Origin of the sequence: Paraburkholderia sp. UCT70, from assembly GCF_050434085.1 — a bacterium.
GTDB classification, from domain to species: Bacteria; Pseudomonadota; Gammaproteobacteria; order Burkholderiales; family Burkholderiaceae; genus Paraburkholderia; species Paraburkholderia tuberum.
The window spans coordinates 1,502,853-1,529,038 of the sequence record NZ_JBNPVZ010000003.1 but is presented as its reverse complement, the minus strand read 5'-3'; the positions used below and the strand labels follow the sequence as shown (position 1 = coordinate 1,529,038).

Here is a 26,186-nt window from a genome sequence, read left to right as displayed (position 1 = left end):
AATGGCATGACAGTTGCTTTGAACGTCTCCGCGCGCTGAGACGCGGTCATTCGCGGCCAACATCGGGATCGACGATCAACGGAGGGGCAAATTGAAACTAATCAGTGCGGTCATCAAGCCATTCAAGCTTGATGAGGCTCGAGAAGCCTTGTCATCGCTTGGCGTCTCTGGAATCACAGTTACGGAGGTCAAGGGTTTTGGGCGTCAGAAAGGGCACACCGAACTGTATCGGGGCGCGGAGTACGTCGTCGATTTCCTGCCGAAAGTGAAGATCGAGGTCGCCGTCCCGGATGACATCGTCGATCAGGCTATCGAGGCGATCGAGCGTGCGGCGCGTACCGGAAAGATTGGTGACGGGAAGATCTTCGTGACGCCGATCGAACAGGTGATCCGGATTCGCACCGGCGAGACCGGCGCCGACGCCCTATAAAAACACTGGGATAAGAGGAAAGAGAGATGCGCAAACTGTTGATGACTTTATTGATGGCGGGCTCGCTGCTCGCGGGCGGCCTGGGCTCCGCATTCGCGCAAGACGCATCGGCGCCCGCGGCCGCCTCCGTACCGGTCGCGCAAGCGTCCGCGGCTCCAGCGGCACCGGCCGCGGCGGATGCCGCTGCATCGGCACCGGCCGCCCCAACCGCACCGTTCTCGGTCGATTCATCGAAGATCAACTCCGGCGACACCGCATGGATGCTGACCTCCACCGCGCTCGTGCTGTTCATGACGATCCCGGGTCTCGCGCTGTTCTACGGCGGCATGGTCCGCAAGAAGAACGTGCTCGCGACGCTGATGCAAAGCTTCGCGATCACCTGTGTCGTGACGATCGTCTGGACCGTGGTCGGCTACAGCCTCGCGTTCACGCCGGGCGGCTCGTTCATCGGCGGCTTCTCGCGCGTGTTCATGACGGGCATGAACTACATCAAGGGCGACAAGGCCACGACGCTGACCGTCAGCCATCTCGCGCCGACGATCCCCGAGACGGTCTACTTCGTCTACCAGATGACCTTCGCGATCATCACGCCGGCGCTGATCACCGGTGCGTTCGCGGACCGCATGAAGTTCTCGGCGATGCTGGTGTTCATGACGCTGTGGTCGATCATCGTCTACTCGCCGATCGCGCACATGGTGTGGGAGCCGAGCGGCTGGCTGGCTAGCGCGGGCATCCTCGACTTCGCGGGCGGCACGGTGGTGCACATCAACGCCGGTATCGCGGGTCTGGTCTGCTGTCTGGTGCTCGGCAAGCGCGTCGGCTATGGCAAGGAAGCGATGGCGCCGCACAACCTGACGCTCACGCTGATCGGTGGCGCGATGCTGTGGGTCGGCTGGTTCGGCTTCAACGCGGGTTCGGCCGTGGCAGCGGACGGCCGTGCCGGCTTCGCGATGTTCGCGACGCAGGTGGCGACCGCCGCGGCGGCGCTTGCGTGGATGTTCGCCGAATGGGCGGCCAAGGGTAAGCCGTCGGTGCTCGGTATCGTGTCGGGCGCGGTCGCGGGTCTGGTGGCGATTACGCCGGCGTCGGGCTTCGTCGGCACGGTCGGCGCGCTCGTGATCGGTATCGTCGCGGGTGTGGTCTGCTTCTGGGCGGCCACGTGGCTCAAGCACAAGCTCGGTTACGACGATTCGCTCGACGCGTTCGGCGTGCACTGCGTGGGCGGGATCGTCGGTGCGCTGCTGACCGGCGTGTTCGCGGTCAAGGACATCGGCGGCGCGGACGGTGACGTGATGCTGCAACTCAAGGGTGTCGCGACGACGCTGATCTACAGCGGGGTGGTCTCGTTTGTTCTGCTCAAGGCAATCGACGCAGTGATGGGGTTGCGTGTCGCCGAGGAAGAAGAGCGCGAAGGACTGGACCTGGTGCTGCATGGCGAGGCGGTCGAATAACGGTTGCGCCGCGGATGGAGCGGGTACGACGGTCACTTTCCGTTCGCTGGGGTGGCCGCCGGTACTGCCGAAGCTCGCCCGGACGAGCGAGGAGGTCGTGCCGGGTTCGAGCAACCGGATTTCCGCCAGCCGATGAAAAAGAATAATCAGCAGCATGTTGTCGTACTGGTTGTTCTCATATCGCAAATCGCCTTTTTGGCAATGTTCGCATTCGCCGAACATGTCGTCAGGCATAACAGATGGCTCGCCGCAGGATTCGGATTCGACTTTTTATTCGGCCTGATTCTGTCGGTCGGCTTTCTCGGGATGTGGCGCACGCGCGCCGTCGATTCAGATTTTCTCGGATTTCTTCTGGCCAATCCGGTTGATCTGGCGATCGTGATTGCGACCGCCGGTCAGCTTGTGGCCATTCTGCTTGTTTGATGCGCTTGGAAAGCGCATTTCGATTTAGAAGCAGATCGGCGCGAGCTGACCATCCCAGGTGGAATGTCCCGGGATGGAACTCCAATTAAGAAAAAGCTGTTCTATTTTTCTGTAATCGCAAATGGGGCATAAAGACATGAAAAAAACCTTGTTGGCAATCGGGGTCCTCGGCGCATTTTCGGTTTCCGCGTATGCGCAAAACAGCGTGACCCTGTACGGTCTTATCGACACGGGACTCATCTATTACCAACAACCAGGCCGGTCATAGCAATTGGCAAATGGCGACCAGCTCCACGCAGAATACGGTGTTCGGCCTCAAGGGTACTGAAGATCTGGGAGGTGGTGTTCGTACGACCTTCAAACTCGAGCAGGGCTTCAATCTGAACAACGGTAGCCAGGCCTTTCCGGGTGACGCCTTCGGTTCTCAGGCCTGGGTCGGGTTGCAAAGCGACAACCTCGGCACCGTGACGTTGGGCCGCCAGTTCGATGTGCTGAACGACCAGCTCGGACCGATCTCCGCGGGGAGCAACACGTGGGGTGGCAACCTCGCCGCACACCCGTTCGAGAACGACAACCTGGCGGCTGATTCGGTGGTCGTCAACAACTCGGTCAAGTATGTAAGCCCGACCTATGCCGGCGTGACGTTCGAAGGCATGTATTCGTTCAGCAACAAGGCGGGAGGATTCGCTGACAATCGCGCGTACGGCTTTAGCATAGGTTATGCGCAGGGCCCAGTGAATCTTGCTGGCGGATACCTGCAGTTCAATAACGCAGGCGGCGGCGTATCGGGCACGAATCCGAATGGGGCAATCGCGCAGGGCGACGGAAGCGCGAACTTCATCGCGGAGCGCCAGCGCATCTGGGGCGCCGGCGGCAATTACACGTTCGGCCCCGCAACTGTCGGATTCGTGTGGAGCCATACTCAGATCGACAACATGGCGGGCGTCATCTCGCTGGGCCTCGGCAGCTATCTGCCGCTTGGCGGTAATCTGCGATTGGACAATTACGAGGTGAACGCACACTACTCGGTGACGTCTGCGTGGAGCGTATCCGGTGCCTATACGTTCACTGACGGTGCTTACAACCAGGGGGCCACGAAGGCCTCTCCAAAATGGAATTCGGTCATGCTGCAGACCGACTATTCGTTGAGCAAGCGTACCGACGTGTACCTGGAAGGCGTCTATCAGCATGTTCATGGCGCGCCGGCGGATTCCGTGCTCGCAGATGCGATGATCAATACCCTCTCGCCATCGTCGACGGGCACGCAGGTCGCGGTCACCGTGGGACTGCGACACCAGTTCTGATCTTCTGATTGCACGAATCGTGCGCTGTAGCGATGCGGCTGTGGGCGTAACGTGATGCACGGATACAGCCGCGTTGCAACAGAGGTCGCCTGACTCGCAACTCGTCGCCCCGGGCTACGAGACCTATCGCGGTCTCGGCCGGGACGGGTTATTCGTCAACGTCTCACGCAGGTCGAATCGACCGTAGGCAGCGCGCGGACTCAGCGAGTGCGGACGATCAGCTATCGGGATGGCTCGCGACAAAACTCGCGAACGCATTGTACGGAAGCGCAAGCGCCGTGCCGTTGATCACCAGACCGTAAGTTGCGTCCCCGCTATCGAGCTCGTAATACATCGCCGATTGAATGTTCTTCGTCTTTCTCGCCTGATAGTAAGTGAGCAGGCGCGACGTGATGTAGTTGGCCCGGTACGCCTCGGTCTTCTCCGGTCCTGTGTTCCATTCCGAGATCACGAAGGGGACGCCATATCGGGCCTTGCAATAGGTGGGCAAATCGAAGCCCGGGCCGGACCCGTCGGAGCCGATATCGAAGATGTCGCCGTACACCTCGTAGTTGTGCCACGTAGTCAAGTCCCACCTGACGGTCGGATGGCCGCTCGTGCCATCGGGCTGCTTGCCATCCCACAGAGCGTCGGATGCACCGGTGTCCGCGACGCAAAAGTTGACGCCGCATTTAGCATCCGCCTGCACCGACTTGACCCCGTCGATCATGCCGCGCATCACGCCGCGCATCAGCGGCCAGTTCGCATTGTTGAAGTCGACGACACTCGTTCCTGCGTTGGTGGAGTCGAGAATGATCCCGTTCGCGCGCGTCAGTTCGTTGCCGCATTCATACAGGGTCACGCCGTGGGGTTGCAACGCCGTCGCGACAGCGACCGCGCAATTGAAACCCCGCGTATAGGCCGCCGATTCGCTCGTGAACAGGTTGCCGTTACCGTCGTAGATGCCGACATCGATCAGCACGAAAAGGGTCAAGCCCGCTGGCTGGAATGCCTGTGCCAACGCCACGACCGCGGCGAGTTGCGGTGCGTAGTCGGTACAGCTGAGCCGGTACGTCGAGCAGCCCAGGGTTTGCATGATCGACACGAGCTGCGCCGTCGAATACAAATAATCGTAATGCCCGTTGATGCCGTGAAACGAGCCGGCCGGCGCCGCGGTCGCGATGCGCGGATCGTTGCACGGCAACCATTCATCCGCATCGGCGCACACGTAGAACTGACCGCCGGTCGATTGTGCCCAGAACTTGCCGCCGTACCACAGCAGAAGCGCAGCATTCGACATTGTGCCGACGGCACTTCGATTGCGGTACACGACACCGTTCACGACGGTCCATATTGCGCCGACCTTGTCGATCAGATACGACGCGGGCGGGATCATGGTGCCGTCGGCGGAGGTGCCGCCCAAACGTGGGTCATTGCACGACTGCCATCCCGAACCATTCCATCCGTAAAATTGGCCGCCGGTTCCCTCATGATAGATCGTACCCCCGTACCAGAGTATCAACGAGACGTTGTAGGTGTTGCCCGCCGCGACACCGTTCCTGTAGACAGATCCGCCGACCAGGGTCCATGACGCGTTCTGACTGTCGATAATCACCATCGCCGGCGGGATGGTCGTGTTCTGTGGCGAAGCGTTCGATGCGTTGCCGGGTGACCCCGAGTTCGGGTCCGATGGAGCGCCAGAACTGTCGCCCGAGGTCGAGCCCGACGTACCGGTGGACGCCGTTCCAGTCGAGGCGGTCGGCGACGAGCCGTTCGCCACCGTCGTCGTGCCGCTAGTCGAAGTCGTAATACCGGAGCTGGTCGTGCCCGTCGAGGTCGCGATACCGGAGGTTGCCGTGCCCGTAGAGGGTGCCGCCGTCGTGCTCGACGGGTTCGTGGAATTGCCCGTGGAAGAGCCGCCGGCATCCGCAGTACCGGCATCGCCACCACCACCACCACCACCACCACCACCACCACCACCACCACCACCACCACCGCCGCACGCGCTCAATACGACGCTTCCGCCGAGCGCAGTGAGACAACCAAGAAATTGACGTCGCGCAATCATGACAATAGCGCGAGCTGCCGCGAGGCGGCCCGCAAGGAATCCGGAGAGAAGTTGGGGAGTCCTTCGGGTCGCGAGTGCGTCGCGTGAGCCGTTCAGGACATTCGATGCGCGGTCGTGGGTGGTCTCTCGTTGCGACCGATCACTGAGTCCGGCAAGTCATGCCTGTCTGTCGGCACAAACTGCGCATGGGAGCAGGGTTGTGCCGAAATAAAATCTTTTCGCTCGCAATGGACGAACTGCGAAAAGATTTCACTCTGCGGGTGAGGGCGAGGGAATCGGACGCTGTCTGCACGGCGGCAGACTCAGACGGGCGATCGCAATGCCGCTTATGTGCGATGCGGCCCGACGATGCCCAGCCGCGCGATGCGCCGGTACAGCGTCGCGCGCGATATGCCTAATGCCAGCGCGGCGACGTTAGGCCGCCACTGGCAACGCGTGAGTGCCGCGACGATCCGTGCCCGCTCGTCGTCGGCGCTGGCCGGCGACGTGGAGTTCGCCGCGAGCGCCGGCGTGACGGCGGGCGCGAGTTGCGCCGCGAAGTCCGGCGACACGTGCCGCAACTCGACGCGAGCCGAATCGCAGACCGCGCACGCATAGCGCAGCACGTTGCGCAGTTGCCGGATGTTGCCGGGCCACGAAAAGGCGGCAAGACGCCCGGCGAATTGCGGATCGAGCATCAGCACATGCGTGGCCGCCTGTGCTTCTTCGTTGAACACCGTATCGATCACCTCGCGGATGTCGGCGCGCTCGCGCAGCGGCGGCATCCGCAGCGTCGCGCCGCTCAGGCGATAGTAGAGATCTTCGCGGAACGATCCAGCTTCGACCATCTGCATCAGATCGCGGTGCGTCGCGCAGATCACGTCGATATCGACGCGCACCGGTGTATCGCCGTCAAGCGGCACCACTTCGCCCCCGGCGAGTACACGCAGCAGGCGTGTTTGCAGGCCGAGCGGCATGTCGCCGATTTCGTCGCGAAACAGCGTGCCGCCATGCGCGAGGGCGATCTTGCCGCGCGCGCCGCGACTGCGCGCGCCGGTGAACGCGCCAGGCGCATAACCGAACAGCTCGCTCTCGATCAGCGGCTCCGGAATCGCGCCGCAATTCACGGCGACGAACGGCCGCGTGCGCCGCGAACCCGAGTCGTGCACCGCGCGCGCGAAGACCTCCTTGCCGACACCGGTTTCGCCGAGCAGCAGAACCGGGAGCCGCTTGCCGGCGATCCGCAATGCGACTTGCGCGTTGCGCGCGATCCATTCGTCCGAGCTGTGCAAAAAGCGGCTCATCGCGCCGATGCTGCCGTCCGCATGCGGATCGGCCGGCCGTGTCGCGAGGAGCAGGCGAGCCGCGCGTCTCATCGGCGCGCGAATGCGTGCATACAGCATCGCGCCGGTCGCGCGCAGCCGCAGCGCCACGATCATGTCGGTGCGCGCGACGTCGTGCAGACGGACCTCGGACGTGTCGAATATCACGTCGATGTGACGCGGCCCGTCGAGCCCCGCGATGCTCTCGTGCGCCTTGCGGTTCGCGGTGGCGATGTTGCCGCATTCGTCGAATGCGATCAGTGCTTCGGGCTGTGCTTCGACGAAATGGCGGCTTTGATGGCCGAACAGGATCCAGTGCTGCGCGGTCTGATTCAGAAAGTAGCCATCCTCGATCAAACTCGCGCTTTGCCGCACCAGCTGAAAAACCAGCCCCTGGCTGTCGCGGTTGTCGGGCGATCGAATCGCCGATGCATCGAGCACGCCGATCAATTCACCGGTCGGCGACGCGGGGAAGCCTGCCTGAGCGGCTTGCCCCGCGGCCGACGCGGAATCCGATCACGCCACGAAGCGGCACTGAGAGGCTGGCGTGCGCGTATCCATGTTGCGACCGCGGTTGAGGTGATCGTCGATTTCCGCCGCGCAGCCGAGCATGCGCGGATAAAGGAAGATCGTGAACGCGGCAGTCTCCAGATCGGACTCGCTGAATTCACCGCGTCGCAGCGGCTGCCACAGCATCTTCAGCAGCAATGCGGCGATCACCGCATCGACATTGACGCAATAGACGTTGCGCGAGACGCCTGCGTCGAACAACGCCTGCACCAGCTCGCGGTAGTACGCATGGAACACGTTGTATTCACCGCGCTTCTCGCTCAAGTCGGCGATGAACACTTCGCGCGGGTCGTGGTTGACCGGTCTGTCCTTGAACACCGGATGATTCACGCCCGGCAGCTTCGCGATGTCGAGGCTACCCGCATGCTTCTGCCGCGCCTTGTACTGCGCGTATCGCTCGACGGAGCGCTCGGCGAGCGAGCGCAGGTCCACGCCGTGGCCGGGCTTCGACGGATCGTCCAGCGCGGTTTCCCTGAAAGCATCAATCAGGAACGCGATGCCCTCGTACCCGTTCCCGCCGTGCGTGTAGCCGGTATGCGAGAGAAAGCCGACCAGCGCCTTGTTGAGCTGCACGCGCTCGGGGCCTTCCGGACCGTCGGCGGATACCGCGCCCTTCGCCCCCTGCGCCGAGATCGCACCCGGACCGTTGGTGAGCAGCAGGCCGACGAGCGTTTTGAAGGCGAACAGGTCGTCGGGGCCGGGCTTCAGGTTGAGCAGCGCGGCGAAGCCGATTTCGGTGAGACTGCGCTCGTTCAGCAATTCGTCGGTGGAGAAGCCGCAGAAACCGTCCGGGCCATGCCGCGACGCATCGGCCGATGCACCGATGAGCGTCCCAAATAGCATGCTCCACCAGGGCAGGCTTTCGGCGGTCACGCGCGAGATACGCTTGCGCATGAGCGGGCCCCACGCCAGCGTCGTCGTGATCGCGGCCAGCACCGCGTCGCCGGTCGGGTGAGCGGGCTGCGACGTCAGCCAGCGGACGAACGCCGATTTCGCGCCGCGCGCGGCGAGTCCCGCGAGCATTGCTTCGGCGAGCGGATCGTGAGAGTCGGCGAAGAACTGTTCACAGCCGCTTGCGTCGATGCGTGCGACGTCGAAGGTTTCATTCAGCGCGTCGGCAAGACCAGCGGCCGCAAAACGATCGATCAGCCACCTGGTGACGTCCCGCGCCGCGCGCTGACGTTTCGGCCCGACGATCGACGCCGCAGCCGCGAGAATTGCATTCGGGGCGTTGTCCGCTTCGCGTGCTGCCTGCGCCGCCGCGAGTTCCGGCCTGCCGTGCAGATTGACGAATGCGGCGATCGCCACATCGATGAGTTGTTCGTCATTCTCGCCGCCGAATTCGTGCAGCAGGGCAAGGCCGACGTTCGCTTCGAGCGAACGCGTCGCGGCCTCCAGCATCGACGCGCCGTGCAGGCTGCTCACCTGCGTCTTCGCGTCCATCTGCGACGCGCCCGATGCGTCCTTGAGCGCCTGGCGCGGAGCGATCACGCCGATCTGTCGATTGACCTGATGGACCTGCTCGTTATATGGCGCAACAGCTTCCACGACCGGAATCCCGAGGCCGTCCGGCAGCGCGATGCCCTGATCGGAGCCAAACCACGGCTTGAGTGCGAGACTGCCCTCCGACTCGAAATCGGGCATCGTCGCGTTGGCGCGCATCACGGCGCTCAGCGCGGCCGGGATGTGCGCGATGTTCGTCACCACGGCACCCTTCGTCGAGCAGCATGGATCATCCGGCGTGAAGAGGCGCTCGACGCCGAACTTCTGCATGAACCAGCGTTCCTTGGCTTGCGCATCGTCGTTGCCGCCGGCCATCGCGCCGGCGTGGCCGACTGCCCGCGTGAGGCGGCTCTTCCACCGTCCCACGACGCACGCGACGACTGGCTTCGTGAAGACCGCATCGGCCTCGTAGTAGCCACCCGGTTCGCAGTAAAGCACCGCAGCCTTGCTGCGCGCATCGTTGGCGAGCGCGAACGCGAATTCCGGCGCGGCATAGTGGATATAGACGTCCTTGCCGCTCGAGATGACCGTCGACGTGCCCCAGCCACCCATGCGCAGGTACTGTGCGATCGTCGTGCTGAAGCCACCGGAGTTGGAGAAGATCGCGATCGAGCCCTTGCGCAACGAATCGTCAGGATTGTCGCCGCCGAGCGCTCCGCCGATCCTCACGCGATTCCACGAATCGGCGACGCCGAGGCCGTTCGCGCCGAAGATGTCGATGCCCGCCTGCTGGCCCATTGCGCGGATTTCGCGGGCGTCGTGGACCGCGATCTTCTCGGTGATGATGAAAATCTTCCGCAACTCGGGATTCACGCGGATCAGTTCAGCGACGCCGTCGCGGGCCGCGGACGGCGGCAGGTAAACGACGCCGCAGTTGAACCGGTGTCCCGCCTGCAGCCCCTCACGGACGTTGTTGTACACGGGGATATCGCCGGCCGGCGTCGCGAGCACTTGCCCGCCCTTGCCCGGCGCCGTGCCGAATACGACGTTACCGCCCGAGAATGCGTGACTCACGGGCGTCACGTCCGACGATTCACCGCCCAGGATGTTGAGCACGCACACGCGATCCTCGCGCGTGGCGATCTGTGCGAGTGAGTTGACGCCAACGAAATACTTGAACGTATTGCTGCCTTGCTTGTACATGTCGATCTCCTCAGGCACGAGCCGTTTCGGTTTGCCTCGGTGACGCGCCAATCCTTGCTGCGATCTCGGTGCGGCCGCCGGCGCGCATCCAGGCGTCCGCCTGGCGTGCGTACTGGATCACTTCGCTGATGTCAGAGTCGAAGCCGAACAGCCGATAAGGCAGGCCCAGCGAGTCGCATGTGTCCCTCAGCGCCGACATGCCCCGCACGAGGTTCGGACCTCCACGGCCCAGCACGACATAGAGCGGCGTCGGTCCGTGCTCGCTGAAGTGCTCGCGCAGGGCGTCGGCCATGGCGCGCAGCGTCTCGTAGATGTCCGTGTTATTGGACTTGCCGCCAATGATGAAGAGCACGTTCGCCTGTTCGAGCCAGTGCCTGAAACAGATGCGCGCCACTTCCTTCATCTTCGCGTAAGGCGGATTGCCGCCGAAATCCGACGAGATGATCGCGGCGTCGCCGAGCATTTCGGTGACGAGCGAGTTGGCGCCGCCGCCGAAGGTCGGGGCGAGGATCGTCCCCTTCTCGTTGATGACATACACGTCGCTCTGGCCCTGATGGGTGCGAAGCTGGTTGATCTCCTGCTCAAAATCGGAGTAATCGGCGGCGAACAGATGAGGCGGCAGGCCAAGGCGCGCCCAGCGCGGATCGTCGCGATCGAAGCCGCACTTGAAGTCGCACGCAACCGGCGTAAGGCGACCGTGCCTGTCCTCGCGCATGCGGATCGGGTTCAACTCGAGCGTCGTCATGCCGAAGTCGTGAAAGAGTTCCCAGAGTTTCGGCAACTGCTGCACGAGCGGCGAAATGATCTCCTTCGGCGCGCCGATCTCGCTCAGTGCATTCGCTACGACGAACGCCTTCAACCCGGTCAGCGCATCGAACGGCACCATCGCCACCTGCTTCGGGTCGACTTCCTCGATGTCCATGCCGCCCACGTGCGAAAGCGTCATGGTCGGCGCACGAAAGCGGGTGGAATCCGTGATCGAGAAGTAGACTTCGTGCGTGGCCGGCACACCGGCTTCGAAGGTGACGCCATTCGCCTTCGCCTTGATGTGGCCGACGGTATGCTCGGCGAAGTAGAGCCGCTCCTTTTCCGCGAGCGCGGTCTTCAGGTCGGTCGCGCGGCCAAGCAAACCTGCCTTGCCTTTCTTGCCGACCCCGCCCTTGAAGACGGGCTTGATGAAGATCTGGCGATGACGGTCAATCAGCGCCTTGACTTCCTCTTCGCTGGCGCTCGGACCCAAAATTTCGCTGGCCGGAAATCCGACGAATTGCAGCAGGCGCGCGCCGTGCAACATACCGGTAATTTGCATCGAAATGTCTCCTGAAATTCATTGCGGTATAAAAAGGCAAACGGCTCGTGTGACGCCGGTATTGGCAAACCGCCGGCCGAGCCATTGATCGGGCGCCGTATGCGCAGAGCAGATGCGCGGTCGTTGGCGAACGTTCTATGCGGCGCTCGGGTGCGCTCTATGAAATCCGATGCATGAAGACCGACTGGATCGCGAAACTGCACTGCCCGTGGGCTGCTTTGTAGGCTGCTATCTGTGGAAAGGGCGTGATCCGCAACAGGTCGATTCATGATCGATCGCTCAATGCACGACATAGTTGTGACCTCTGTTGCCGTATTGGTGGGATCGTTCACGTGTTCAATTGGTGCGTGGTAGCAGATCACCCTGTCATGCGCGGCGCGACGTTGTGCCCGAACGGAACGGCCTTTGCCAGCACTACAGTCTCGCCCTCGATGTAGTGCGAAGTGTGAGCTTCGATCGGTGCGGCAGCGATCAGGCGGTTGCCCGCTAGTAGTGAGTTAAAAATCCAATACATAACCCAAGGATTGTTGCTTGCCTTTCGCCAACAGGTACCGCTATCAGGCTGCAAGCCGTAAAACGCTCATTGCCGGACGTTCCACCGCAGGCGGAAATACACACCATGTACAGTCATCGTGGAGGAAGAAATAAATTGCCAACGCGCCTGCCGGCAGCAATGCCTCGACATAGCATAGCGTCGCCGACTCGAGGTATGCGACCGAACCGGCTTACCCCAACCGGCGTCGCCGGAGTCGGTCCAACCCGTTTTTCGATCAGCAAACGCAAGGAAGACCTGTCCACCGAATCCATCGCCGTCTCCTTCAACCTCTCTCTCGTTGATGTAGACATTTACGTAGAACTACAAACAGTAGGCCGTGAGGACATCACTTTTTTGCACGGCTCATAGGGTGTCGTTGCGACACTGTATCGATCGCGACCATGGAGAGAGGTTTGTATGCGAATTTCTACCTCATGACACTCGCGATAGCAGAAATTTGGCGCGCATCGGTTGTGGCAGCGCTCTGCCGCCACTTCCGTATCGACGCTACGATCTTAGTGTGCTGAATCCTTCTGTTAGCTTTCACAAAGGCAGGTTTTCTTTAAGGTCTATCCCTACGTAGCTCGGGCGCCATCAATCTGTACTCGCCGCTTTGGGGCAACATGATCGTCGATCGCGATTACCATACGGGCGCAAGGAAGATTGAGGCGGAGGCTTCGAATCCCGCCAGTTGACTCTCATGTGATCGCTTTCGGACAATCGCCCATGCGCGGCGACTGACTCTTGTGCGTCGCCTGCGGAAGTTCGCCGTACGACTGGGGCCGGCCAGGTGCGCTCATTTGACATCGACGAAGAACCAGCGTCCGGCCGCGGGTGGCGCAACGCGCCGGCCAACCGGTCCGACGGCTTTGGCAGACTTTTCCCTAAAGTTGCATGCGAACCAGGTCGTTATACGTGACGAGCTGGCACTTCTTTCATGGACGGTGTCGTGCGAAGGCGAATCGGAAGGAATCCCAGGCAAATCGGATCAACCTCTACGGGGGATATCCGATGTTTGCCAGCACCTGCAACAGCCTGCTCGTCCTGTTCTCGCTGCTTGTCGCGATTCTGGCCTCGTATACCGCGCTGATCGGGATCTCGTGATCGGTGTCCTTCGCTCCAACTGGTTGCTAGTTTCGGTTGAAGCCGTCGGGCGGCGTTGAACCGGATCGGCAAGCCGGCGAAAACCGGCGCGCCGAGGTGGGTGGCGAGGCTGTTTTACGTCGTCACCGATGTGTTTCGCGAGGGTGAGGACGAACGGGATCACGGCGCGCTGCGCCGGACATGAAGTGTGGACCTCAATTGCCGGATCAGTGACCGCAATAGTGCCGTAGATTGAGCATCGCGTAGGCCATGGTCTCGAATGCGTAGTGGAGCTGACTGATTCGATCGAAGCGAAGCAGCACGCGGCGGAACTTATCTTCTCATGCGAACACGCGCTCGGCAGAAGTTATGCCCACAAAGGTGCTCAGACAAATTCAGATCCCCAGACACAACGATATCCGTGGTTTTTTCGATGAAGTGGCTGAGGCCAGCCCGTACGACTGGATGGTCGTCGGCAATCAGAACATGAATCACGACAACGTACCGAAAGTCCGGAAGGCGATTGTTCGAGGGCCGGCAGTCGACGCTGACCGTACTTCTCCACACGTGACCAGGACCTCCCGTAACCGATGCTGCTGGACTTGGCTCGTGGCCGCCCCTCAGGTCTTTGCTGCTCCGGCTCTCTACGGCCGCCGCCGCTTTTCCCAGATCTGTTGAGTCATCACCGCTCAGCCATACCTGTCCGTCGCACCGCGCGCAGATGGCCAGCGCTCCCGCATGCGACGCGTCCGCCCGCCATACGGTGGCGCGGTGCCCACACGCCACGCACGCATATGTGTAACGCATTTCAGTGAGTATTTCCATCAACGGTCTCCCAGCCATCGCGTCCCGCACTTAACCCTTGAGCGCCGGTAGAAACCAGTTGAAATCGCCGACGCGTTCACCTCGTGCGTTGCTCTCTTTATTGAAGCATCCGGCTCACTCTTCGGAACGCGCCCTGTTTGTTCACTGAGAACACGGCAGATGTCGACTGCCAGGTCGTTGTCCCTGGCGAACCGCATGACAAAATCAAATGCGTCGGGACAGACGCGCCGCAATTCGTGCGCGATGCGCAGGCATTTAAGATCCTGCTCCACAACCGGCATCGCAAGTCGCGTGCAGGCGAGATGAATGCCGGGGCCGCGCTCCCCAACGAACAGCGTGATGATCCCGGTCAGGCGTTCGGCCCAGTCGCCCGGCGGGAACAGCTTGCGTTGCGACGTCACGCCGCGGATCAGGTGACAGTCAATACCATCGTCAGTCATGTTGTGCTGGAATCGCCGGCGTGTGCGCCGTCAGGTAGCGGGCGGGCTGTCTGCGTTCGGGCAGTTTGTCCGACGCTGCGTTCGACGTGAGAATGCCGGTCTGGAAGCTCATTTTTCCGATCGCACCGGTCGTCAGGGTTGTTTTCAGGAAGGGCTCTTCCATGTCAATGATGCGTTGTTAGAGGGTGAAACCTTCTCGGCTTTCACCGCGATGACTTCTGATGGGGTTTCCCATGACTGGAATCCGTCTTTCCTGAATCAGGTGGCGAAAGATCGACGCAGACCGTAACGGGGCCGTGCTTTCGCATCCGGCGACGGCCGTCTCATGGAAACCCCCTAATTGAAAGGCTTTGTCGTGAAAGCCGGGAGAAGGGTTCATGCGCCCATAATCGCGCCATCGATGCAGACAGGCAGCACTTCGCGGCCGACAATAACGGAGACTATCGATGCAACCGAACCTCAGTGCGTTTCGCCATATTGCTCTTGCTTCCAGCCTGCTGTTCAGCCTTGCCTCGCAGCACGCGACGGCTGCCGATAGCGGGAAGATCACGATCATGGTCGGCGGCATCACGAAACTGATCTATCTGCCGGCGCGGCTGACCGAGCAGCTCGGCTACTTCAAGGACGAGGGGCTTGACGTTGAACTGCTGTCGCAGCCAGCCGGTGTCGATGCAGAGAACGAACTGCTGGCCGGTGCCGTCCAGGGTGTCGTGGGCTTCTACGACCACACGATCGATCTGCAGACGAAGGGCAAGGAAGTCAAAGCGATTGTCGTCTTTGGTCAGGTGCCAGGCGAAGTCGAAATGGTGTCGACCAAAGCTGCCGATACGGTCAAATCGATGGCCGACGTCAAGGGCAAGACGCTCGGCGTGACGGGCCTGGGTTCGTCAACCAGCTTCCTCACGCAATACCTCGCCGGACAGCACGGTATCCAGTCGACGGAATACACGATGCTACCGGTGGGTGCTGATGCCAGCTTCATTGCTGCGATCAAACAAGGCCGTATCGACGCTGGCATGACCACGGAGCCCACGGTGTCGGCATTGCTGAAATCGGGCGAGGCGAAGGTGCTCGTCGACATGCGCTCGGTCGAGGGCACGAAGGCGGCGCTGGGCGGCACCTATCCTGCGTCAAGTCTCTACGTGCAGGCCGCATGGGCCGATTCGCACAAGGCGGAAGCGGCCAAGCTCGCGCATGCCTTCGTTCGCACGATGCAATTCATCCACTCGCATAGCGCGGAAGATATCGCGGCGAAGATGCCCGACGACTATCAGAAAGACAAGCCGCTTTACGTGAGCGCCCTGAAGGCGTCATTGCCGATGTACACCGTCGACGGCAGGATGCCGGCTGATGGTCCGGCGACCGTGCTCAAGGTGCTCTCGGCGTTCAATCCGTCGGTCAAAGGCAAGCATGTCGAATTGGACAAAACCTACACCAACGAGTTTGTCAGCTCGAAATAGGTCGCTGGCGCGCTCAGAGCGCTTGTGCAACCGGCTCCGTTGCGCTCGCGGTGCCGCCCTTGTGGCTTCGCTTATTCCCATGGATGGTACTGAATGAACCACGTTGTTTCCAAGGACGCGCCGGTCATCGAGTTTCGCTCGGTGTCATGTCGCTTCATCAGTCCCGATGGCAAGGCGACAGTCGCGTTGCGCAACTTCAGCATGTCCGTAGCCAAAGGCGAGTTCGTCGCGGTGGTGGGACCGACCGGTTGTGGCAAATCGACGACGCTCAGCATGATCACCGGACTGCTCAAGCCGACCACCGGCGAAGTGAGTGTGATGGGCGCACCGGTTGATGGCATCGATCCGCGCATCGGCTTTGTATTTCAGGCAGACGCGGTGTTCCCTTGGCGCTCGGTGCTCGATAACGTCGCAGCCGGCCCGCTGTATCGCGGCCGCTCGAAGTCCGCCGCGCACGACGAGGCGAACGAATGGCTGCGCCGCGTCGGGCTCGAAAAGTTCGGCAAGCACTTTCCGCATCAACTGTCGGGCGGCATGCGCAAGCGCGTCGCGCTCGCGCAGACTTTCATCAACAAGCCGGAAATCCTGCTGATGGATGAGCCGTTCTCCGCGCTCGACATGCAGACCCGCACGCTGATGCAGGATGAGCTGCTGCAGTTGTGGTCGGCCAACGCGGGCTCGGTGGTATTCGTCACGCACGATCTCGAAGAAGCAATTGCGCTGGCCGACCGGGTGTTCGTGTTGAGCGCGCGGCCCGCGACGTTGAAAAAAGTCTATGAGATCGATCTGCCGAGGCCGCGCGTGACGTCGGAGGTTCGCTACGATCCGCGCTTTATCGAGATTTCGCGCGATATCTGGCGCGACCTGCGTGAAGAAGTGCAGATCGCATGACTCAAACCCAGATCCGGAAAACACTCATGGCAACCTCTGAATACATGGCGGAAGCAGGCATCGACGCTACCTCGCTCGCCGCAGTTGAGCGAATTGCACAGCGACGGCTGCGCCAACGGCACGCACTGATCATCGGCTTGCGTGTCCTGGTACTGGTGGTTGTGCTCGGCGGATGGGAGATCGGCGGACGGACCAAATGGATCGATCCATTCTTCTTCTCGATGCCGTCGCTGATCTTCCAGCAGATCGTGGACTGGTTCGTAAACGGCACGTCACAAGGACCGCTGCTGGTGCAGGTCTGGGTCACGCTTGAGGAAACATTCCTTGGGTTTCTGATCGGTTCGGTTGGCGGCATTGTCTGCGGCGTTGTGCTGGGCCGCAACAAGCTGCTCTCCGATGTGTTCAGCCTCTACATCCAGATCGCGAATTCAATTCCCCGCGTTGTGCTCGGCTCAGTGTTCGTGATCGCGCTGGGCCTTGGGATGGCATCGAAAGTGGCGCTGGCCGTCGTGATGGTCTTTTTCGTCGTGTTCGGCAACGCCTTCCAGGGCGTACGGGAAGCTGACCGCTACATGATTGCGAATGCGCAGATCCTGGGCGCATCCAGGCGTCAGCTGACCACTTCAGTCGTGATTCCTTCCGCACTGTCGTGGATTCTCGCCAGCCTGCATGTGAGCTTCGGCTTCGCCCTCGTTGGCGCGGTGGTTGGCGAGTTTCTCGGCTCCAAACAGGGCATTGGCCTGCTGATCTCGACCGCTCAGGGTGCATTCAACGCCAGTGGGGTTTTTGCAGCGATGATCGTGCTCGCGGTGGTCGCGCTTACTGCGGACTATCTGCTTACCACGCTGGAAAAGCGCCTGCTGAAATGGAGACCTGCCGCGTTCTGAGCGTCAGGAGGCGCAAGGTTGCGCTTGCGATCAGCCAGGGGAAGGAAACGGCCAGTGCTGATCGCAGTCGCAGCCGCCGCGGAACATGCCGGGAGTCAACGATGATGCATAGCCTGCGTGCACGCCTGCTCGGGTGGCTGCTGGTGCCGGTCGGCATGTTTGTACTCATCACCGGCCTGATGTCATATGACGCGGCTCGCGAGACTGCCGGCCTCCTGCAGGACAACGCATTGCTCGCCTCTGCGCGCATCATCGGCGAGGAAGTTAATTGGGAAAATGGCGTGCTGATTGCCAGGATTCCGCCCGCAGCGCTCGAGATGTTCGAGTCGCCCTACCAGGATCAGGTGTTCTACAGGATAGTCAAGGGTCGCGCGGACCTGCTCGGCGGCAATCCCAACCTGGCCGTCCCTGCGCATGCAATGCCGCGCCCCGTGTTTTACGACACGGCGCTTGATGGACAGCCCGTTCGCGCGGTCGCCTATGAGCGGGAGCTATACGACTCCGGCGCAACCGAGCCGGTCACAGTTATTGTGGCCAAGACGCAGGCATCGTACCGGGCCATGCTGCAGACCCTGTGGCGTCCCCAGTTGGTCCGGCAGGGGCTGATGCTGGCGCTCGCGGTAGCACTTGCCCTGCGCGGGCTGGCCCTTGAGTTGCGACCGCTCATCAGACTGAAGGAGGACGTGGCCGACCGCGACGCGTTGCAACTCGAGCCTATCTGGATCGAGCGCCTGCCTTCCGAGTTGCGCCCTGTCGTCGACGCGATCAATCAGTGTATCGCGCGCCTGAAACTGCATGCGACCACACAGCGAAAATTCATTGCGGACGCCGCGCACCAGTTGCGTACTCCCCTTGCGCTGCTGGGGGCGCAGATCCAGTGCGCCCGCCCGTGCGGGCATTGGGGACCGCTGCTGACAGATGCGCTGGCGGGTGTACGTCGCACCAGTGGGAAGATGACCGAGATGACCAATCAACTCCTGCTACTGGCCCAGGCCGAGTCGTCACCGCCTGATCGCACACCCGTCAGGGTCGACCTGGCCGCTGTCGTGTCGTGCGTACTGGAAGGACTCGTGGTGGCCGCACAGCGGCGCCAGATCGATCTCGGGGCCGAACTCACCGGACCGGCGTACGTGTCCGGTAGCGTGACCCTGTTGACGGCACTCGTGACGAATCTGGTCGATAACGCCATCCGCTACACGCAGGAGGGCGGAAGGGTTACTGCAACGTGCCGGGAGGAGGGCGATGCAGTTTTACTGCAGGTTATCGATAATGGTCCCGGCATTCCGGCCGAGGCGCGCGCCCACGTGTTCGAACGTTTCTACCGCGGGGCGACTTACGCCGAGGGAACGGGTCTGGGCCTGTCGATCGTGCGCGAAATCGCGCACTCGCATGGCGGAACGGTCGCATTGAAACCCGACGTCGAGCATGTCGGCCTCGTGGTCAGGGTCCGCTTGCCGAGATGGCGTGATTGAGGGCAACGCGATGAAGCTACTACTGGTGGAAGACAACATTGAGCTTGCGCACTGGATTGTCAATCTGTTGCACCAGGAGAACTTCGCGGTCGACTGTGTCCCTGACGGTGAACGCGCGGATGGGGTGCTAACGACGCAACGCTATGACGTAGTGCTGCTTGATCTTCGGTTGCCACGAATGGACGGCAGGGAGGTACTGGCGCGACTACGCCGCCGCGGCGACACCGTGCCGGTGTTGATGCTGACGGCTCATGGTTCGACCGAGGACAAGATTGATTGTTTCAGTGCGGGCGCCGACGACTATGTTGTCAAGCCGTTCGACGCACGCGAGCTGGTCGTCCGTATCAAGGCGCTGATCCGACGGCAGTCAGGTGGCATGTCGTCATGCCTGACCTGTGGCGATCTCCAGTACATATCCGAGACGCGGGAGTTCCTTCACCATGACGCACCCCTGGCGTTGCGGCGTCGCGAGCACACTGTCCTCGAAACGCTGATGTTGCGACAGGGCAAAACGGTCTCGAAGACCATCCTGATGGAGAGTGTGTTCAGTCTGGACGACGAGCCGAGTGCGGACGCCATCGACATCTATATTCACCGCTTGCGCAAACATCTCGCGAGGTCCAGCGCGCAGATCATGACGTTGCGGGGCCTAGGTTACATCCTGCGGCAAAAGGATCCCGGATAATGGGCATAGGGCGTCATTACGTATATCAGTGAATGTACTTAGTTGTACGAGTGACACGGGAAAGGGGCGTGAAGGATTGGGGTAACTAGGATTGCGTCCATCGCATACCAGATTCACATACCCAGAACGGACGGGCTGCAGCGGCCGCGAGCAGAAAACCAGATTTTCAACGCAGCAATCAGAGGAGACGATCTTGAAAAAAAAGTATCTTACGCTGGCTATCGCGGCCAGTGCGCTCGGCGCGACCGCCGCCCACGCGCAGTCGAGCGTGCAGCTTTATGGCCTGATGGACCTGAGCGTGCCGACCTATCAGACGCATGCCGACGCGAACGGCAATCACGTCATCGGCATGGGTATCGGCGGCCTGCCGTGGTTCAGCGGTAGCCGTTGGGGCCTGAAGGGTGCAGAAGATATCGGGGGGGGCTCGAAAATCATTTTCCGCCTGGAAAGCGAATTCGTCGTCGCCAACGGGCAGATGGCGGACCCCGGCCAGATCTTCGACCGCGATGCGTGGGTTGGTATTGAAAATGACACGTTCGGCAAGTTCACGGCCGGCTTCCAGAACACGATCGCACGCGACGCAGCGGCGATCTACGGCGACCCGTACGGTAGCGCGAAGCTGTCCACCGAAGAAGGCGGCTGGACCAATACGAACAACTTCAAGCAGATGATTTTCTACGCGGCCAGCGCGACCGGTACGCGTTATAGCAATGGCGTGGCGTGGAAGAAACTGTTCAGCAACGGCATCTTCGCCAGCGCCGGCTACGCATTCGGCAACTCGACGAGCTTCGGGCACCAACGCCAACTACCAGGCAGCGCTTGGCTACAACGGCGGCCCGTTCAACGTGTCGGGCTTCTATAGTCACGTGAATCGCGTTGGCTTTACAAACCAGACGTTCTCAGTAGGCGGCAACTATACGTTCGGCATCCTGCGTGCCAACGCCGGTTACTTCCGTTACCTGGGCAATCAGGGCGCGCTCGGCCAGCGCCAGGATAACGCATGGACGGTATCGCTCAAGCTGTCGCCAAAGGGACCGTTCGACTACCAACTCGGTTACCAGCAGATGCGCGTGCACAATGCCGCGTACAACAGCGACGGCGACATCCCGAACGCGAACATCGGTGCTTTCGATCCGACGTCGGGTCTCCACAACGGCTACAAGGAAACGTTGTACTGGTCGGCTTTCTATCACCTGTCGAAGCGTACCGAAGTATATCTGGCCGGCGACTACATGAGGCTTCACGGCGGCTATACGGTCGGAACCACGTTTGGTGCGACCAACCAGCTTGAACTCACGACGGGTGTTCGCACCCGGTTCTGATCCTGGAAGCCTCCTGGCTGATTCATCGACGAAAAGTGCTCCTATTTGCGGCGACGGATAAATCCGTTCGCCGCTTTTTTCTGTACCGCGGGTCGAGGACGACTACCATGTTCAGAAATGCCACTATCCGCACCGCCCTGACAGTCACGATCGCCGGCTATGAGGCCGCATTGGTGTTCGTGATTGCCACATCTGTCGCTGGTCTTAAGACGGCCAACGCGGCGCTCGAAAAGATGTACGCCGAAGAGACGGTCGCCGCGCGCCACCTCGCCGCGAGTGGCGAAGCGATTTTGCAGGTGCGGGTCGATCTCGGCGCCTACGAAACGTTCGTCGCGCAGGGAAAACCCACCGACGCGGTGCTCGCCGGCGTGCACGCCGGGCTGGCGGACAGTGGTCGTGAACTGGCGGCGTATCTCACGCAGCCGCCGTCGGACGACGTGGAGAAGGGCCTGGCTGACACCCTGCGCGCGAGGCGTGAGAAGTTGATGAAACAGGTGCTGGCCCCAGAAATCGCGGCGCTCGACCAGAACGATTTCATTACGTTCCGGACCACGGAGCGTCAGGCGCCTGAGGCGGTGTTCAGCGACTATAAAAGCGCCCAGCTTGCGCTGGAGAATGTCCAGATGCAGCAGTAGAAGGCACGCTTCAATCTGGCCCAGGCGCATTTTCATCTGCTGTGCTGGGTGTTTGGGGCCATAGGCGTTGTCGCGCTCGCGTTCGGCCTCTTCGCGCGCTTCATGGTGACCGCGTCGATCGTACGGCCGATCAACGCGGCTATCCAGCACTTCGAGCGGATCGCCGCCGGTGACCTCACAGGGCAGATCGCCACTATGCGTCAACGAAATGGGCTGGCTGATGGGGGCGCTTGCCCGCATGCAGGAGGGCGCTCGTTGCTGCCGTCAGCCAGGTTCGCCACGAAACCGCGGCTATCGCGCACGGCGTGCGTGAGATCGCGAGCGGCAATGCCGACCTGTCGACGCGTACCGAACAGCAGGCGGCGACACTGGAGGAAACCGCATCGAGCATGGAAGAGTTGACCTCGACGATCAGGCAGAATGCCGACAACGCACGGCAGGCCAGTGCGCTCGCCGAAAACGCGTCGGAGATCTCGGCGCGCGCGGCGGCGACGTTGTCGAGCAGGTCATCGACCTGATCGCGGACATGGCGTCGGGATCGGACAGGATCGTCGACATTATTGGCGCAATCGAGGGTATCGCATTCCAGACCAACATACTCGCGCTGAATGCCGCCGTCGAAGCTGCGCGTGCTGGCGACGAAGGGCGTGGATTCGCGGTGCTGGCAGGCGAAGTACGTGCACTGGCACAACGCTCGGCGGCAGCGGCGAAAGAGATCAGGGAGCCGACCAGTGGGTCGGTCGCAAAGGTTCAGAATGGAGCCGAACTCGCGACCCGCGCTGGCGCCACGATGACGGAAATCGTCGGCGCTGCGCGCAATGTAACCCGTATCGTGAGCGAAATCAGCGTGGCTTCGGAAGAACAGTCGCGCGGCATCGAGCAGTTCAACCGCGCGGTCACGCAGATGCACAACGCGACCCAGCAGAATGCCGCGCTGGTTGAGCAGGCCGCGGTAGCGGCGGCGCTCGAAGATCAGGCGGGCGCCCTTGACGATGCGGTGCCGTGTTCCGACTGCATGAATCTCGCCAACCGCTTGGCGAGGAACCCCGCTGGCAGGACTGGACGCCGTCAGAACTATCGACCGCCCAGGCATGAGCCATCGAACCCTTTGTGCCCATGCGATCGTCAAAGCCATCGCAGCGCAACCCTTGTCCCAATTGCCGGTCCAATCAGTAAGGCAGCGCGGTGTGTCAGGAGGCGCGAGATGGATGCTCGAACGACTTTGGGCCGGCTTGGGGCCGGTTTGCTCGCATGCATGCTCCTGGCCAGCTTTGCGGGATGCGACGCGTTCACCGGACCGCCCGCACCGGAATGGCCGGGCCCCCACGCGCCGTATCCTTTCCCCAACGACGTTCCGCATCGGACCGAATGACGTGACATGGGCGCGGTAAATTCTCGCGTTCATTGTGCGTCGCGGACCTGCCATAACCGAACGTCGGCCGGAACAGGCTTTGCAGATCTGCGAAAAAAACGGTTCTGTCGCGGTAAGGCGATGTGAGCAAACGACAGAGATTTGACTAGGAACACTTACATAGACGGAGAGTAGAATTGACGGGCGCCCGGTGGCTTGAGTTTGCCTGCGTCTTTCATCTGCCCCTTGGCGATCATATGCATGAGTTCAATGCCGCTCAGCAAGATGCGGGCACAGCGAAAATCCTTGAATCCCAACATGGGTCGGGTACGTCGCTTGATCGCCCGATGGTCTTGTTCCACGATATTGTTGAGATACTTGGCCTGGCGGATCTGGATGGGCGTCTGACGCTCGGCGTTCACGGCGTGCAGCCCGGCCAGATTGGCACCGCTCTTGTCGATGGTTACGGTCTCGGGCGCGCCATTCTGATCGATGGCCTTCTCGAAGTACCGTCGGGCCGCTTCCTTGTCCCGCCTGGCTCGCAGCAGGAAGTCGACCGTGTTGCCGACCTTGTCGACGGCGCGGTAGAGATACTTCCATGTGCCCCGGACCTTCACATAGGTTTCGTCCATCTGCCAACTCTTGCCGACCGGGCGCTTGCAGCGGCGGAACGCCTTTTCAAGCACCGGCAGGAGCTTGATGGCCCACCGGTGCACGGTCGAATGATCGACCGCGATCCCCCGTTCGGCCATCATCTCCTCGAGATTGCGCAAGCTCAGCGGGTAGGCGACGTACCAACGCACGCAAACCAACATTATCTCAAGCGGATAGTGCAACCGCTTCAGCACTTTGGCTACCGCCGGACTCAGTGCTTTCATTGTCGTTCACACCATTCTGTAAGGTCGCCCAGCATACCAGCCTCCGCTATTGCAACAGAACCAAAGTAGGGGCGTGCGGACGATGTTCTTCCCGAGCGCGCGCGATGTTTGCTGGATATCCTCGCGAGTTACACCTGACAGAAAAAATCCGCTTCGGTTCCGCAGTGGGCTATGGGTGCCCGACGATTGTGCAAGATGTCGGGAAGCTCCATTTTTCGTTCCTCCTTTCATTATCGGTCAGTGCGGCAGTGATCAGTGGCGTACGCTGAAATCGACACGCAAATTGCGGGGCATCATCGAGAATGCAAACACCTCTTCCACCGGAGCCATACCTTCGGATGCTGACAAACGGAAGTTGCGGGACATCATTGCGATGGCGGATCGTATTTCGAGCAAGGCGAGACTCCGCCCCGGGCAAAGGCGGGGCCCGGACCCAAAGGGCACGAAACCAGCGCGATGACGGCTGGCGGCATCGGCGCCAGAGAGCCAGCGGTCGGGGGCGAATGCGTCAGCCTCTGAAGCACTTCTGTCCTCTAAGCCCTGGTAACGTGTTAGCAGCGCGATGACGGTTCCCTTCGGGATGTCAACGTCACCTATCAGGACGTCGCGATTGGCTTCGAGGCCTAGAACGGGTGCGACCGGTTTGAGTCGCATGGTCTCGTTGGCCACAGCATCGAGAAACGCAAGCCGATCAGTATCGCCAAGGTCTTCGAGTATGACCGCCTGTCCAACGACGGAGTCGACTTCCTCTTGCATCCTGCGCTGAACGTCGGGGTGACGACACATGAAATGGGTCATCCAGGCGATCGTGTTTGCCGTGGTATCTTCGCCGGCCAAAAGTATCGTAAATACATTCGCAAACACCTCGTCATCTGTTAATGGAGCCAAGCCGTCTTCTTGAGCAACTACCAATGCCTCCAAGAAGTTTGTCGGATGTGACGCAAAATCATGTGACTGCGCAAGGCGTGCGCGACTGTCGCTGATAAATTCACTGACGATCTCGCGAAGCGCCTTTACAGCACGATCTAGCGCTCTGTCGTCGGGCAGTTTGAGGTAGTGCCAATAGGGGAACGGGGTGTTGATCCGATGATTGAGCATCGGAAATATCCGCTCGAGATGTTGCTGGATGACGTCACCCTCGCACTCAAGGGTGTTCATGTCGTACCCAAGCGTGAGGTTCGTCGTCACGTCTACCGTATAGCGCATCAGGTCCTTCTGAATATCAACAGATCGCTGTTCGCGAGCCGCTTTGTCCAGGCGGCGCCTCAGACGCTCGGTCACTTTGCACAGCGTCGGGAAAAACGTTCGCAGATGCGCTGGGTCCAACGCTTGCGCGACCAACTGGCGTTGCCTTCTCCATGCCTCTCCTTCAGCGGAGAACACGCCGTTCATCCCAAGCTCCCTGGAGACGTTTTCAATTGCATCCCAGCGGCGATAGGTTCTCGGCCGATCGCGCAGGATCTGATTGATCAGGTTAGGATCCGCAATAGCGACGAACGGTCGATGCATCAGCCTGTACGTATAGATGGGCCCAAAGTCGCGGCACCACTCCTCCAAGGTGAGATGCAGCCTCGTGGGATGTAACTGGAGTAAGTTACCCAAAATGGGGAGCCCCTTGGGGCCTGGAAGTTGTGCTAGCGAGCGGACTGGGCGCGGAGAGGCCGGCGACGATGGCTGACCAGCATTTACGTGCAATGCTTTCCACTTCTGCACCTCATCCCTATAAACGAGCACGTGAGCGCCATCGACCAGCGCGCTAAACTGCTTCAGACGGACACCCACCTGGCTGAGGGCGCAACCCGATGCACATTCAAACTGCCAGCCATGTCCTCGACAGGTCAGAACGCCGTCCTTTACCGAGCCTTCCGACAGCAGCGTGCCTTGGTGTGGACACCGGCCTTCGAAAATCGTAATCGCATCCGAATGCTTAATCACGACGAGTTCGACGCCTTCGACTTGTGCCGCGGTGACGCTATCCTCGACAAGTTCAGGCTTCTGCGCCACGACAATTCTTTCCTGGTGACGCGGTTGACCTATACCAGTGCTTATATCCATTGCCCGCTCCTTCGCGCGAGCGCCTCAAACTGCAGACGTTAGGCCAAAAAAAGTCGGTTCAGGAACTGCAGTACGGCCAGACACAATTGCGCGCAGCATCCGCTTATTAACTGAGAGCGATCTCTCGTGGAAGAGAGTTGTCGCGAACATACCGATGGGGGATGGCACGGAAAGACGCAACCGTCA

Annotated in this window: 17 protein-coding genes and 4 pseudogenes; 13 read left to right on the top strand and 8 right to left on the bottom strand. The window is 61.1% G+C overall.

The features are described from left to right. Positions 1 to 91: 91 nt before the first annotated feature. The 4 genes and pseudogenes from OKW41_RS24985 to OKW41_RS24970 all read left to right on the top strand — a co-directional run bounded on the left by OKW41_RS24985 (position 92) and on the right by OKW41_RS24970 (position 3,608). On the top strand, positions 92 to 430 hold the full coding sequence (locus OKW41_RS24985) for a P-II family nitrogen regulator (RefSeq protein WP_026226100.1): 339 nt from the start codon (positions 92 to 94) through the stop codon (positions 428 to 430). A gap of 26 nt (positions 431 to 456) precedes the next feature. Continuing rightward, positions 457 to 1,881: an ammonium transporter gene (locus OKW41_RS24980; protein ID WP_429447421.1), complete on the top strand. Its 1,425-nt coding sequence runs from the start codon at positions 457 to 459 to the stop codon at positions 1,879 to 1,881. Positions 1,882 to 1,932: 51 nt separating this feature from the next. Continuing rightward, on the top strand, positions 1,933 to 2,304 hold the full coding sequence (locus OKW41_RS24975) for a hypothetical protein (RefSeq protein ID WP_429574269.1): 372 nt from the start codon (positions 1,933 to 1,935) through the stop codon (positions 2,302 to 2,304). Positions 2,305 to 2,440: 136 nt separating this feature from the next. Beyond that, positions 2,441 to 3,608: pseudogene (locus tag OKW41_RS24970) on the top strand (porin). Between the two features lie 217 nt (positions 3,609 to 3,825). On the opposite strand, the gene OKW41_RS24965 reads toward OKW41_RS24970, so the two are convergent. From OKW41_RS24965 to OKW41_RS24940, 6 genes and pseudogenes are all read right to left on the bottom strand, one after another. Continuing rightward, positions 3,826 to 5,655: a hypothetical protein gene (locus tag OKW41_RS24965; protein ID WP_429574268.1), complete on the bottom strand. Its 1,830-nt coding sequence runs from the start codon at positions 5,653 to 5,655 to the stop codon at positions 3,826 to 3,828. A 326-nt stretch (positions 5,656 to 5,981) separates the two neighbouring features. Continuing rightward, positions 5,982 to 7,421, bottom strand: a pseudogene (locus tag OKW41_RS24960) (sigma-54-dependent Fis family transcriptional regulator); the annotation flags it as partial. Positions 7,422 to 7,472: 51 nt separating this feature from the next. Beyond that, a complete protein-coding gene (locus OKW41_RS24955; RefSeq protein WP_429574267.1) occupies positions 7,473 to 10,172 on the bottom strand; it encodes a CoA-binding protein in 2,700 nt (899 codons plus the stop codon). A gap of 10 nt (positions 10,173 to 10,182) precedes the next feature. Next, entirely contained in the window at positions 10,183 to 11,481 is a 1,299-nt protein-coding gene (locus tag OKW41_RS24950) for an ATP citrate lyase citrate-binding domain-containing protein (protein WP_429574266.1), read from the bottom strand. 2,601 nt (positions 11,482 to 14,082) lie between these two features. Next, positions 14,083 to 14,364, bottom strand: a pseudogene (locus OKW41_RS24945) (DUF3579 domain-containing protein); the annotation flags it as partial. Continuing rightward, positions 14,357 to 14,527 (bottom strand): hypothetical protein, encoded by a 171-nt coding sequence (locus OKW41_RS24940; protein WP_429447429.1) that lies wholly within the window; start codon positions 14,525 to 14,527, stop codon positions 14,357 to 14,359. The gene OKW41_RS24940 and the pseudogene OKW41_RS24945, both read right to left, overlap by 8 nt. Before the next feature lie 283 nt (positions 14,528 to 14,810). On the opposite strand from OKW41_RS24940, the gene OKW41_RS24935 reads away from it, so the two are divergent. The 9 genes and pseudogenes from OKW41_RS24935 (at position 14,811) to OKW41_RS24895 (ending at position 23,088) form a co-directional block, all read left to right on the top strand. Further along, the gene (locus OKW41_RS24935; RefSeq protein WP_429574265.1) at positions 14,811 to 15,824 is read left to right on the top strand and encodes an ABC transporter substrate-binding protein; all 1,014 of its coding nucleotides are present in this window, start codon (positions 14,811 to 14,813) and stop codon (positions 15,822 to 15,824) included. Between the two features lie 93 nt (positions 15,825 to 15,917). Continuing rightward, on the top strand, positions 15,918 to 16,715 hold the full coding sequence (locus tag OKW41_RS24930) for an ABC transporter ATP-binding protein (protein ID WP_429447432.1): 798 nt from the start codon (positions 15,918 to 15,920) through the stop codon (positions 16,713 to 16,715). A gap of 44 nt (positions 16,716 to 16,759) precedes the next feature. After that, positions 16,760 to 17,602 (top strand): ABC transporter permease, encoded by an 843-nt coding sequence (locus tag OKW41_RS24925; protein WP_429448744.1) that lies wholly within the window; start codon positions 16,760 to 16,762, stop codon positions 17,600 to 17,602. Positions 17,603 to 17,703: 101 nt separating this feature from the next. Next, entirely contained in the window at positions 17,704 to 19,074 is a 1,371-nt protein-coding gene (locus tag OKW41_RS24920; protein ID WP_429574264.1) for a sensor histidine kinase, read from the top strand. A 10-nt stretch (positions 19,075 to 19,084) separates the two neighbouring features. After that, a complete protein-coding gene (locus OKW41_RS24915) occupies positions 19,085 to 19,759 on the top strand; it encodes a response regulator (protein WP_429447436.1) in 675 nt (224 codons plus the stop codon). Positions 19,760 to 19,952: 193 nt separating this feature from the next. Then, positions 19,953 to 21,081: pseudogene (locus OKW41_RS24910) on the top strand (porin). A 107-nt stretch (positions 21,082 to 21,188) separates the two neighbouring features. After that, a complete protein-coding gene (locus tag OKW41_RS24905) occupies positions 21,189 to 21,716 on the top strand; it encodes a Tar ligand binding domain-containing protein (RefSeq protein WP_429574263.1) in 528 nt (175 codons plus the stop codon). Between the two features lie 305 nt (positions 21,717 to 22,021). Next, positions 22,022 to 22,234, top strand: a complete 213-nt coding sequence (locus OKW41_RS24900) for a hypothetical protein (protein WP_429447442.1) — start codon at positions 22,022 to 22,024, stop codon at positions 22,232 to 22,234. An 8-nt stretch (positions 22,235 to 22,242) separates the two neighbouring features. Further along, entirely contained in the window at positions 22,243 to 23,088 is an 846-nt protein-coding gene (locus OKW41_RS24895; protein ID WP_429574262.1) for a methyl-accepting chemotaxis protein, read from the top strand. A gap of 155 nt (positions 23,089 to 23,243) precedes the next feature. Here the strand turns inward: OKW41_RS24895 and OKW41_RS24890 are convergent, their stop codons facing one another. Together OKW41_RS24890 and OKW41_RS24885 are read right to left on the bottom strand one after the other, a co-directional pair. After that, positions 23,244 to 23,945, bottom strand: coding sequence for an IS6 family transposase (locus OKW41_RS24890; RefSeq protein ID WP_429574261.1), 702 nt, complete (start codon positions 23,943 to 23,945; stop codon positions 23,244 to 23,246). A gap of 252 nt (positions 23,946 to 24,197) precedes the next feature. Further along, positions 24,198 to 26,000, bottom strand: coding sequence for a cytochrome P450 (locus OKW41_RS24885; protein ID WP_429574260.1), 1,803 nt, complete (start codon positions 25,998 to 26,000; stop codon positions 24,198 to 24,200). Positions 26,001 to 26,186 lie beyond the last annotated feature (186 nt).